The sequence below is a fragment of the Streptomyces sp. NPDC005899 genome, from assembly GCF_040629645.1.
In the GTDB taxonomy this organism is placed as follows: Bacteria; Actinomycetota; Actinomycetes; order Streptomycetales; family Streptomycetaceae; genus Streptomyces.
The window spans coordinates 1-10,839 of record NZ_JBEXWB010000222.1; the positions used below are offsets into that span (position 1 = coordinate 1).

General features: G+C 71.2%; 9 protein-coding genes. 1 reads left to right on the plus strand and 8 read right to left on the minus strand.

What is annotated here, in order from left to right; all coding sequences use genetic code 11:
* Positions 1-70: 70 nt before the first annotated feature.
* Positions 71-988 carry an N-acetyl-1-D-myo-inositol-2-amino-2-deoxy-alpha-D-glucopyranoside deacetylase gene (mshB, locus tag ABZ371_RS22230; RefSeq protein ID WP_358682437.1) on the minus strand — a complete coding sequence of 306 codons (918 nt, stop codon included), beginning with the start codon at positions 986-988 and terminating at the stop codon, positions 71-73.
* An 86-nt stretch (positions 989-1,074) separates the two neighbouring features.
* Positions 1,075-1,269 carry a hypothetical protein gene (locus ABZ371_RS22235; protein WP_014154257.1) on the minus strand — a complete coding sequence of 65 codons (195 nt, stop codon included), beginning with the start codon at positions 1,267-1,269 and terminating at the stop codon, positions 1,075-1,077.
* A 166-nt stretch (positions 1,270-1,435) separates the two neighbouring features.
* Between ABZ371_RS22235 and ABZ371_RS22240 the strand changes: the two genes are divergently transcribed.
* A complete protein-coding gene (locus tag ABZ371_RS22240) occupies positions 1,436-3,562 on the plus strand; it encodes a prolyl oligopeptidase family serine peptidase (RefSeq protein WP_358682442.1) in 2,127 nt (708 codons plus the stop codon).
* 12 nt (positions 3,563-3,574) lie between these two features.
* On the opposite strand, the gene ABZ371_RS22245 is transcribed toward ABZ371_RS22240, so the two are convergent.
* The 6 genes from ABZ371_RS22245 to ABZ371_RS22270 all read right to left on the minus strand — a co-directional run bounded on the left by ABZ371_RS22245 (position 3,575) and on the right by ABZ371_RS22270 (position 10,718).
* Positions 3,575-4,702: a hypothetical protein gene (locus tag ABZ371_RS22245; protein WP_358682445.1), complete on the minus strand. Its 1,128-nt coding sequence runs from the start codon at positions 4,700-4,702 to the stop codon at positions 3,575-3,577.
* Positions 4,703-4,908: 206 nt separating this feature from the next.
* Positions 4,909-6,108: a dipeptide ABC transporter ATP-binding protein gene (locus tag ABZ371_RS22250; protein WP_358682448.1), complete on the minus strand. Its 1,200-nt coding sequence runs from the start codon at positions 6,106-6,108 to the stop codon at positions 4,909-4,911.
* On the minus strand, positions 6,098-7,075 hold the full coding sequence (locus ABZ371_RS22255; protein ID WP_358682451.1) for an ABC transporter ATP-binding protein: 978 nt from the start codon (positions 7,073-7,075) through the stop codon (positions 6,098-6,100). The genes ABZ371_RS22250 and ABZ371_RS22255 overlap by 11 nt, the downstream gene beginning before the upstream one ends.
* 13 nt (positions 7,076-7,088) lie before the next feature.
* Positions 7,089-8,078, minus strand: coding sequence for an ABC transporter permease (locus tag ABZ371_RS22260; protein WP_358682453.1), 990 nt, complete (start codon positions 8,076-8,078; stop codon positions 7,089-7,091).
* Complete coding sequence (locus ABZ371_RS22265; RefSeq protein ID WP_358682456.1) at positions 8,071-8,994, minus strand: ABC transporter permease; 924 nt, start codon at positions 8,992-8,994, stop codon at positions 8,071-8,073. The genes ABZ371_RS22260 and ABZ371_RS22265 overlap by 8 nt, the downstream gene beginning before the upstream one ends.
* 92 nt (positions 8,995-9,086) lie before the next feature.
* Positions 9,087-10,718, minus strand: coding sequence for an ABC transporter substrate-binding protein (locus ABZ371_RS22270; protein ID WP_358682459.1), 1,632 nt, complete (start codon positions 10,716-10,718; stop codon positions 9,087-9,089).
* Positions 10,719-10,839 lie beyond the last annotated feature (121 nt).

The following is a 10,839-nucleotide window of genomic DNA, read 5'->3' on the forward strand; positions in this document are numbered from 1 at the left end:
GTGGCGGCGGGGCGCCGGGGGGTGTCGGCGCGCTTCGCCGGCGACGAGGCGCGCGGCCTTTCGCTGCTGCTCATGTCTGCTCTCCCGGTGCGGCCTCGGCGTCCGGCACGCCCGCGAAGAGGTCGTGCTCCCGGCCACCATCGTCCCCGCCGGCCCGGCCGCGCACCAACTCGTAGTACTCGGTGGTGAAGACGGGCTGGCCCAGGCCGTTGGAGAGGGCGAAGAACGGGCCGTCCACGGCGATCTGGGTGGCGTGCGCCCGCATGGCGGCGGTCTTCGCCCCGGCGTACGGCGCACCGTCGATCTCGGTGGTGATCGTGGCGTCGTCCACCACGCCGGGGACGTCGTCGATCGCGGCGATCCCGGGGAAGGCGTGCGGGGCGGTCTCTCGGAGCCGGGCGAAGCCCTCCTCGGCCGCGGAGCGGGGTACCCGGTTCCAGTAGGTCTTCGCGATGCGGTGGGGCTCACCGGCCGCCCCGTCGTAGCCGGGGTCGGCGGCGAGTTCGGCGGCGCGCGTCGCGACGCGGTGCGCCTGGATGTGGTCCGGGTGGCCGTAGCCGCCGTCGGGGTCGTACGTGACGAGGACCTGCGGACGCACCGAGCGGATGACCTCGACGAGGTGACCGGCCGCCTCGTCGAGGTCCGCGTCCCAGAAGGCACCGGGCCGGTGGTTCTGCTCGGTGCCCATCATCCCTGAGTCGCGGTACCGGCCGGGGCCGCCCAGGAAGCGGTGGTCCGCCACCCCGAGCTCCCGCATGGCGGCGGCGAGTTCACCGATCCGGTGGGCGCCCAGGGTGCCGTCCCGGCCGGCTGCGAGGTGGGCCAGGTCCGGTGGGATGACCTCGCCCTCCTCGCCGAGCGTGCACGTCACCAGGGTGACGTGGGCGCCCTCGGCCGCGTATCTGGCCATGGTGGCGCCGTTGTTGATCGACTCGTCGTCCGGGTGGGCGTGCACCAGGAGCAGACGGCGGGCGGGAAGGTCCTTCATGGGACCAGCCTACGAGCCACCCGCCCCTCGCTCCGACCACCCCGCTGGGCCGGGTGGCATGAAAGGCTCCGGGGCGGGTACGCGCATCAGAACTTGATCCCACCGATCATGCCTGCCACGTTGGACGTCACCTCCGAGATGGTCGGGGCGATCGACGAGCTCGCGAGATAGAACCCGAGCAACATGCAGACCACCGCGTGTCCGCCCTTCAGTCCGGATTTCCGGATCAGCAGGAAGACGACGATCGCCAGCAGCACCACCGCCGAAATCGAGAGTGCCACGGCGGTTCACCTCCATCAGTACGGTCGGGACGGGCAGCACACATGGAGCCAGCAGGTTCATACCCACCGAGCGCTACGGATCATAACTATCCGTGCCGACGCATTGATCGGGGCACAGCAGCACGAGGGGCGCACGGCGGGGCTCGCGCGGGCTAGGTTCGGGGCCATGACCTCGAAGAATCTGTCGTTTCCCCGCCAGCACGCCCGGACCCAGCGGTTCACTCTGGGCGCACCTCGAGCGTTCACCGTCTCACCGGATGGGACGCGGGTGGTCTTCCTCCGCTCGTCCTCCGGCACCGACCGGACGAACCGGCTGCACGTGCTGGACACGGAGACCGGCGAGGAGCGGGTCGCCGCCGACCCCCACGCGCTGCTGGGCGGCACGGCGGAGAGCCTGTCACCTCAGGAGCGGGCCCGCCGCGAGCGGCTCCGGGAGGGCTCGGCGGGCATCGTCGGCTACGCGGTGGACGAGGCGGCCGAACTGGCCGCGTTCGCCCTGTCGGGCAAGGCATACGTCGCCGAGCTGAGAGCCGGGACGGCGCGCGCCCTGCCCGTACCGGGCCCGGTGCTCGACCCGCGCCCCTCCCCCGACGGCCGCCACGTCGCCTACGTCTGCCGGGGCGCGCTGCGGGTCATGGGGGCGGAGGGGGCGGACGACCGGGCGGTCGCCGAACCCGAGGACGAGCACACGTCCTACGGTCTCGCCGAGTTCGTCGCGGCGGAGGAGATGAGCCGCTACCGCGGCTTCTGGTGGTCGCCGGAGTCGGACCGCCTGCTGGTCGCCCGGGTCGACGACAGCGCCGTCCGGCGGTGGTGGATCGCGGATCCCGCACACCCGGGCAACGAGCCCGCCGAGGTCGCCTACCCGGCCGCGGGGACGGCCAACGCCGAGGTGCGGCTCTTCCTCATGGGTCTGGACGGAGCCCGGACGGAGGTGCTCTGGGACCGCGCCCGCTTCCCGTACCTGGCCCGGGTCCACTGGTCCCCGCACGGCGCCCCCCTGCTCCTGGTGCAGGCCCGTGACCAGCGCAGCCAGTGGTGCCTGGCCGTGGACACGGACAGCGGCACGACGCGTACGGTGCACGTCGACGAGGACCCGATCTGGCTGGAGCTCTTCGCCGGGGTCCCCGCGTGGGCGCCCGGCGGACGGCTCGTGCGGATCACGGACGAGGGGGGCGCACGGGTGCTCTCGGTCGGTGACCGGCTCCTGACCGACGACCGGTTGCACGTGCAGGCGGTGCTGGACATCGGGGAGTCCGACGTCCTGGTGTCGGCCACGGCGGGTGAGCGGGCGGCGGCTCCCGAGACCGGCGAGAGCCATGTGTACCGGGTCGGCGAACTGGGCGCCGAGCGCGTCAGCGAAGGCCCCGGCGTGCACTCGGCGGTCCGCGCGGGCGGGGTGACGGTCCTGGTGTCGGCCTCCCTGGACCACCCGGGGACGTCCGTACGCGTCCTGCGCGACGGCGAGCCGGTCGCCACCGTCGCCAACCTGGCCCAGGAACCCGTGCTGACGGCCCGGGTGCGGCTGACGGAAGGGGGCGCACGGCGCATTCCGTGCGCCGTACTGCTCCCCACCGGTTACACGGAGGCGGACGGTCCGCTTCCGGTCCTGATGGATCCGTACGGCGGCCCGCACGGCCGCCGGGTCGTCGCGGCGCACAACTCCCACCTCACCTCGCAGTGGTTCGCCGACCAGGGGTTCGCGGTGGTCGTCGCGGACGGCCGCGGCGCTCCCGGCCGTTCGCCCGGGTGGGAGAAGGCGGTCAGGGACGACCTGGCCCTCACCCTCGACGACCAGGTCGAGGCCCTGCACGCGCTGGCCGGACGCTTCCCGCTGGATCTGGCGAAGGTGGCGATGCGCGGCTGGTCCTTCGGCGGCTACCTCGCGGCCCTCGCCGTGCTGCGGCGCCCGGACGTCTTCCACGCGGCCGTCGTGGGCGCCCCGGTGACGGACTGGAGGCTGTACGACACCCACTACACCGAGCGGTACCTCGGCGACCCGGCGAAGCAGCCCCAGGTGTACGCGGACAACTCGCTGGTGACGGACGAGGGGCTCTCCCGCCCCGCCGGCCAGGCGCGGCCGATGATGATCGTCCACGGACTGGCCGACGACAACGTGGTGGTCGCCCACGCCCTGCGGCTGTCGTCGGCCCTGCTGTCGGCGGGGCGCCCGCACGAGGTGCTGCCGCTGAGCGGGGTGACGCACATGACCCCGCAGGAGCAGGTGGCGGAGAACCTGCTCCTGCTCCAGGTGGACTTCCTCAGGCGGTCGCTGGGGCTGGCCCGCGCCTGACGTCCGGCGGCGTCACCAGCCCGGCGGCCGGGAGGCGGGCGGCGGCGGCCCGAACCCGCCGCCGGGCTGCCCGCCCTGCGGGTACCCGTGGCCGGGCCCCTGCCCGGGCTGCCCGGCGGGTGGGTAGCCGTACCCGGGCTCGCCCGGGGGACGGCTGTATCCGGATTCCGGGGGCGGGTAGCCGTATCCGGGGCCGGAGGGCGGGTAGCCGTATCCCTCGTGGCCTCGGCCGTCCGCGTCCGCCGGCCCCCCGCGCGCCAGGGCGGGGAGCGCCGTCGCCCCGGCGAGGGCGAGCAGGAAGGAGGTGAGCACGACGAGCTGGTACTCGGTCCCCAGGTCCCCGAAGCGGTCGAGCAGTTCGTGGTGGACGGCCCGGGCGATGCCGAAGACCCCCGAGAACAGCAGGAACGCGGCGGCGATCATGCCGAACGGCCGGGCGTGGACGGCACGGAGGAGGGCCGTGAACGCCACCACCAGGCAGAGCAGTGCCAGCACGGCCCCGCTCCATCCGGGCGGGGCGCCGGTCAGTTCCACCCGGACGGCGCTCGACCCGGTGAACCAGCCGGGATAGAGCCGGGAGGGGAAGGTGACGAACTGGCGGATCTCCCAGGCGAGCAGTACGGCCCCCGCGGCACCGAGCGCCAGGAAGGCGGCGACGGCGGCTCCCCGGCCGGGCCGGGTGGGGAGCGGTTCGCGGGTTTCCGCGGACGGTCTGCGGCCCGCGCTCCCGGTGACGATCAGTGCGAGGGCGGCGGCCAGGGTGACGAAGGTACCGATCATGGCGCGGGTCCGCAGTTCGTCGCCGTACCGGCCGTCCATCCAGGAGGCGCCGATGGTCCAGACGCCGGGCAGCCGCAGGACGAGGGTGACCACACCCGTGGCGACCATCGCCGAGGCGGCCACCCGGGAGCGCAGCGCGGCGAACGTGGCGGCACAGCAGACGACGAACAGGACGGGGTCGCCCTGCGAGGTGGCGGGCAGGGCGTCCGGGCGGGCGTCGGTGTACCCGGCCCAGTAGCGCAGGAGGTCCTGCGGATCACCGGCCGCCCGGAGGTCCCGCACGATCCAGCCCGCGGCGACGACGCCGAGCACGGCGCACAGCACCGCGCCGGTGATCCTGGCTCCCCGTGTGAGTGTCACCCCAGCGATCCTCCACCGCGGCCGGCGGATGGACAAGAGGACCTCTGCGGCCTCGCGGGCACGGGTAACCGGCCGGGGCGACGTGATGAACGCCCCGGCCGGTCCACGGCACCCGCACGGCCGTACGCTCCCCATGGTGGAGCGTTCGTATATCGGTGCGGGAACAGGCGAGTTGCCTCCGCGTTAACGGATCCGCCACCCTCCCGTCAGAGCGTCTTCCCGTCCTCGGCGCCGGGTGACGGCGGCTTCGGCGGCGCGTCCCCGGGTTCCGGGGCGGGCGGCGGGACGCCCGGCGGGACCACCTGCTTGTCCTCGGCGAAGTGGCACGCGGAGTCGTGCCGGGCGGGCGTCGGCGTGTCCCGCAGGACCGCCGGCACGGCCAGCAGCGGCACCTCCAGCGCGCACCGCTCCCGCGCCTTCCAGCAGCGTGTGCGGAAGCGGCAGCCCGAGGGGATGTTCGCCGGCGAGGGCACGTCACCGTGGAGGATGATCCGCTCGCGGTGCTCCCGGGCCGCCGGGTCGGGCACCGGGACGGCGGAGAGCAGCGCCTGGGTGTACGGGTGCGTGGGGTGGTCGTAGATCTCCTCGTCCGTGCCGATCTCGACGATCCGGCCCAGGTACATGACGCCCACGCGGTCGGAGATGTGGCGGACGATCGACAGGTCGTGCGCGATGAACAGGAAGCTCAGGTCGAATTCGGCCTGGAGCCGGTCCAGCAGGTTGACCACCTGGGCCTGGACCGACACGTCCAGTGCCGAGACCGGCTCGTCCGCGACGATGATCTCCGGGTTGAGCGCGAGGCCGCGGGCGATGCCGATGCGCTGGCGCTGGCCGCCGGAGAACTGGTGCGGATAGCGGTTGATGTACTCGGGGTTGAGCCCGACGACGTCCAGCAGGTCCTGCACCCTGCGGCGCCGGTTCCCCTTGGGCGCGACCTCGGGGTGGATCTCGTACGGTTCCCCGATGATGTCGCCGACCGTCATGCGCGGGTTGAGCGAGGTGTACGGGTCCTGGAAGACCATCTGGATGTTGCGGCGCACGGCCTTCAGCGCGCGGCCGGACAGCTTGGTGACGTCCTCGCCCTTGTAGCGGATCGCGCCCGAGGTGGGCGGCTCCAGGTGGACGAGCATCTTGGCGACGGTCGACTTGCCGCACCCGGACTCCCCCACGATGCCGAGCGTCTCGCCCGCCGCCAGGTCGAAGTCCACGCCGTCGACGGCTCTGACGGCGCCGATCTGCTTCTTGAAGAGGATCCCCCGGGTCAGCGGATAGTGCTTGACCAGGCCGCGCACCTCCAGGATGGGGTCACCCCCGGCGCGGCGCCGGGGCCGGCCGGGTGCCGTGCCCTCGGTGAGGAGTGTGGAACCGCCGGGACCGCCGTCCCGCCCCGCGTCGTCAGCGCTCATCGAGCGTCTCCTTCCAGAAGTGGCAGGCGCTCCGGCGTTCCTCGTCCACCGTGTAGAGCGGCGGCACGTCCGTACGGCAGACGTCCCGGGCCTGGGGGCAGCGGGGGTGGAAGGGGCAGCCCGGCGGGATGTGCAGCAGGTTGGGCGGCAGCCCCTTGATCGCGTAGAGCTCCTGCCCCTTCTGGTCCAGGCGCGGGATCGAACGGAGCAGGCCCTTGGTGTACGGGTGGGCGGGTGCCCGGTAGATGGGGTGGACGGGCGAGGTCTCGACGATCCGGCCGGCGTACATCACGGCGATCCTGTCGGCGACGTCGGCCACCACACCGAGGTCGTGGGTGATGAGGATGAGGCCCATGTTGAACTCGCTCTGCAGTTCGGCGAGGATCTCCATCACCTGTGCCTGGACCGTCACGTCGAGGGCGGTGGTCGGTTCGTCGGCGATGATGAGCGAGGGTTCCAGTGCCATCGCCATGGCGATCATGATGCGCTGGCGCATGCCGCCGGAGAACTGGTGCGGGAAGTCGCCGATGCGCTGCCCGGCGGCGGGGATGCGCACCCGGTCCATCAGCTCGACGGCCTTGGCCCTCGCGTCCTTGCGGGACATCCCGCGGTGCACGACGAACATCTCGCCGAGCTGGGCGCCGACGCTGAGCACCGGGTTCAGGGAGGAGAGGGCGTCCTGGAAGATCATGGCCATCTCCTGGCCCCGGACCTTCCGCCGCTCCTCGGCCTTGAGCTTCAGCAGATCGCGGCCCTTGAAGAGGATCTCGCCGCCGCTGATCCTCCCGGGCGGCATGTCGAGGATGCCCATGATCGCCTGCGCGGTGACGGACTTCCCGGAGCCCGACTCCCCGAGGACGGCCAGCGTCTCCCCCTCGGCCACCGAGTAGTTGACGCCGTTGACGGCCTTGGCCACCCCCTCCCGGGTGTGGAACTCCACGTGCAGGTCGCGCACTTCGAGCAACATGGCAGCGGGCTCCTCAGCGCAGCTTGGGATCGAGGGCGTCGCGCACCGCGTCGCCGAGCATGATGAAGGCGAGCACCGTGACCGCCAGGGCCCCGGCGGGCCAGAGCAGCATGTGCGGTGCGTTGCGGATGTACTGGGAGGCGGCGGAGATGTCGATGCCCCAGGACACGGCCGGCGGTTTCAGGCCGACGCCGAGGAAGGACAGGGTCGCCTCCAGTGAGATGTAGGTGCCCAGCGCGATGGTCGCGACGACGATCACCGGGGCGATCGCGTTGGGCGTGATGTGCCGCAGCATCAGGCGCGAGTTGGAGGCGCCCAGCGCCCGGGCGGCCTGGACGTAGTCGTTCTGCTTCGCGGTGATGACGGAGCCCCGGGCGATGCGGGCGATCTGGGGCCAGCCCAGCAGCACGATGAAGCCGATCACGGGCCACACCGTGGAGCTGGTGACCACGGAGAGGAAGACCAGACCGCCCAGGACCACCGGGATGCCGAAGAAGACGTCCGTGAGGCGGGAGAGCACGGCGTCCCAGGCGCCTCCGAAGAATCCCGCGAGGCCGCCCAGCACTCCTCCGAGCAGGGAGACGCCGAGCGTGGAGCAGACGCCGACGGCCACCGAGGTCCGTGCCCCGTAGACGGTGCGGGTGTAGACGTCGCAGCCCTGCCCGTCGAAGCCGAACGGGTGGCCCGGCTGGGAGCCCTCCTGGGCCTTGGCCAGGTCGCAGTTGAGCGGGTCCTGGTCCGTGATCAGCGAGGGCCAGATCGAGATCACCACCAGGAAGAGGATGACCAGCCCGGAGATGATGAAGACCGGGTTGCGCCGGAGGTCGCGCCAGGCGTCGGACCACAGGCTGCGCGGCCTGCCGGCGGGTCCGGTGCCCTCGGGGCCGCCGGGCGTCTTCTCCAGCGTGGTGCCCTCGTCCATGGCGAGGTCCATGCCCCCGCCCGCCCCGGCCCCCGAGATCGCCCCGCTCCCCGTCGCGTCCCACGGCTGCTGCTCAGGCATAGCGGATCCTCGGGTCGAGTACGGCGTACAGGAGATCGACGATCAGGTTGGCGGCCAGGAACACGAGGACGAGGACGGTGACGAAGCCGACGACGGTCTGGGAGTTCTGGCGCAGGATCCCCTGGTAGAGCTGGTAGCCGACCCCGTGGATGTTGAAGATGCGCTCGGTGACGATCGCCCCGCCCATCAGGGCGCCCACGTCCGTGCCGATGAAGGTCACGACGGGGATGAGGGAGTTGCGCAGCAGGTGCCGCACGACCACCCGCCGCCGGGGCAGGCCCTTGGCCACGGCGGTGCGGACGTAGTCGGCGCGGGCGTTCTCGGCGATCGAGGTCCGGGTGAGCCGGGTGACGTAGGCCAGCGAGACGGACGCCAGCACCAGGCCCGGAAGGATCAGCTCGTCGACGGGTGCCTCGGGGGAGACGGACGGCTTGATCACGCCCCACTTCACTCCGAGGAGGAGCTGGAGCAGCAGGCCGGTGACGAACGTCGGCACGGCGATGACCACCAGGGTGAGGATCAGCACCCCGGTGTCCACGGGCCGCCCGCGGCGCAGCCCCGTGACGACACCGAGGCTGATGCCGATGACGATCTCGAAGACGATGGCGACGAGGGTGAGCCGGATGGTGATGGGGAAGGCGGTGGCCATCAGCTCGGTGACCTCCTGCCCGTTGAACGCGGTGCCGAAGTCCCCGGTGAAGATGTTGCCCATGTAGGTCACGTACTGCTGCCACACGGGCTTGTCGAGGCCGAACTCGGTGCGCAGCTGGGCGGCGGTCGCGGGGTCGCACTGGCGGTCGCCGCAGAGGCCCGCGATGGGGTCGCCCATCACGTTCACCATGAGGAAGATCAGCAGCGTGGTGCCGAAGAAGACCGGGATCATCTGCAGCAGCCGCCGGATCACATAACGTCCCATGAGGGCTCCGGGGGTCGGGGCGAGCGTGCGGAGGGACCGGGAAGCCGGGTGGCCGGCGCGGGTCGCCGCACCGGCCGCCCGGCTTCAGTGGGTCACTTGACCTTGATCTCGTTGTAGACCGGGACGCTGAACGGGTTGAGCGAGACGTTCTCGACCCGGTCCGAGTAGCCGGCGCTGCCGTTCTGGTACCAGAGCGGGATGACGGGCATCTGCTCGGCGAGGACCTTCTCCGCGTCCTGGAAGGTGCTGACGGCCTGTGCCTTGTCGCTCTCGGCGTTGGCCTTGTCCACCAGGTCGTCGAACTTCTCGTTGCTCCACTTGCCGTCGTTGGAGGAGGCGTTCGTGTAGTAGAGCGGCTGGAGGAAGTTCTGGATCAGCGGGTAGTCCATCTGCCAGCCCGCGCGCCAGGCGCCCTTCAGCTTCTGCGTGGAGACCTGGCTGCGGAAGTCGGCGAAGGTGCCGACCGGCGCCCCCACACACGCCTTGTTGTCGCCCATGACGTTGTTGATGCTGTTGCAGACGGCGTCGACCCACTCCTTGTGGGAGCCGGTGTCGGCGTTGTAGGAGACCTTGAGCTGGCCGCCGGGGATGCCGCCGCCCTCCTCGATCAGCTTCTTGGCCGCCGCCTTGTCGTACACGCACGGGGAGCCGCACAGGCCCTTCTTGAAGCCGCCTTCGGCACCGAGGACCGGGGACGTCCAGTCGGAGGCCGGGGTGCGGGTCTTCTGGAAGATCTGGCCGGTGATCTGCTCGCGGTTGATCGCCATCGACAGCCCCTGGCGGACCTTGGCCGCGTCCGGGGTGTCCCATGCCTTGACGTAGAACGGGAACGCGAGCGTCTGGATGATGCCGGCCGGTGTGTTGATGTACCGGTCGCCCAGGTCCGCCCGCACGTTCTTCAGCTGGGAGGCGGGCACGTCGTCGACGAGGTCGAGGTTGCCCGCCGTCAGGTCGGTGTAGGCGGTGTTGTTGTCGGTGTAGACCTTGAGGTCGATGCCGCCGTTCTGCGCCTTGTCCGGGCCCGGGTACCCGTCCCACCTGCGCAGGTTCATCGAGGAGCCCTTGGCGTAGTTCTGGATGGTGTAAGGGCCGTTGCCGACGGGCTTGGAGAGCCAGGCGTCGTGGTCGGTGTAGAACGTCTTGGGCAGGGGCACGAAGGCCGCGTAGCCGAGGGTGTCGGGCCAGAGCGAGAACTTCTGCGACAGCCTGGCCTTGAAGGTCGTGCCGTTGACGACCTGGAGACCGGTGAGCTTGTCCGCGGTGGCCGAGCCGGACTCGGGGTGGACCTTGTCGTAGCCGTCGATGTACTGGAAGAAGTAGGCGTTCTTCTGGTTGTTCTTCAGGGCGGCGCCGTAGTTCCAGGCGTCCACGAAGGACTGCGCGGTGACCTTCTCCCCGTTGCTGAAGGTCCAGTTGTCCTTAATGGTGATCGTGAAGTTCTGGGAGTCCTTCGACTCGATCGTCCGGGCGATCTCGTTCTTGGCCTCGCCGGTCTTGGGGTCGTAGCGCACCAGGCCGCGGAAGACCATGTCGAGGACCTTGCCCCCCTGCACCTCGTTCGTGTTCGCGGGCTCCAGCGGGTTCTGCGGGTCCCCCCAGGAGGAGCTCACGATGCCGTCGGCGCCACCACCGCTGCCGCCGCCGTCCCCGCCGCCGCAGGCCGTCGCTGCCAGGGCCGCGGCGACCGCGCATGCGGCCCACCTCACCTGTGTGGCTCCGCGCATGGAGTGCCTCCTAGGGTTCCCTTGAGTAGCTCAATGCCCCATATCACCTCATATGACGGTGCGACGCATGTTCATGTCCTCCGTACGGGAACCACGGACACACGGAGGCGCCCGGCCCCTC

Coding starts and splice junctions, on each gene's coding strand:
- mshB (WP_358682437.1), bottom strand. CDS start 988: ATGAAGGACCTTCCCGCCCGCCGTCTGCTCCTGGTGCACGCCCACCCG.
- ABZ371_RS22240 (WP_358682442.1), top strand. CDS start 1,436: ATGACCTCGAAGAATCTGTCGTTTCCCCGCCAGCACGCCCGGACCCAG.
- ABZ371_RS22250 (WP_358682448.1), bottom strand. CDS start 6,108: ATGAGCGCTGACGACGCGGGGCGGGACGGCGGTCCCGGCGGTTCCACA.
- ABZ371_RS22255 (WP_358682451.1), bottom strand. CDS start 7,075: ATGTTGCTCGAAGTGCGCGACCTGCACGTGGAGTTCCACACCCGGGAG.
- ABZ371_RS22260 (WP_358682453.1), bottom strand. CDS start 8,078: ATGCCTGAGCAGCAGCCGTGGGACGCGACGGGGAGCGGGGCGATCTCG.
- ABZ371_RS22265 (WP_358682456.1), bottom strand. CDS start 8,994: ATGGGACGTTATGTGATCCGGCGGCTGCTGCAGATGATCCCGGTCTTC.
- ABZ371_RS22270 (WP_358682459.1), bottom strand. CDS start 10,718: ATGCGCGGAGCCACACAGGTGAGGTGGGCCGCATGCGCGGTCGCCGCG.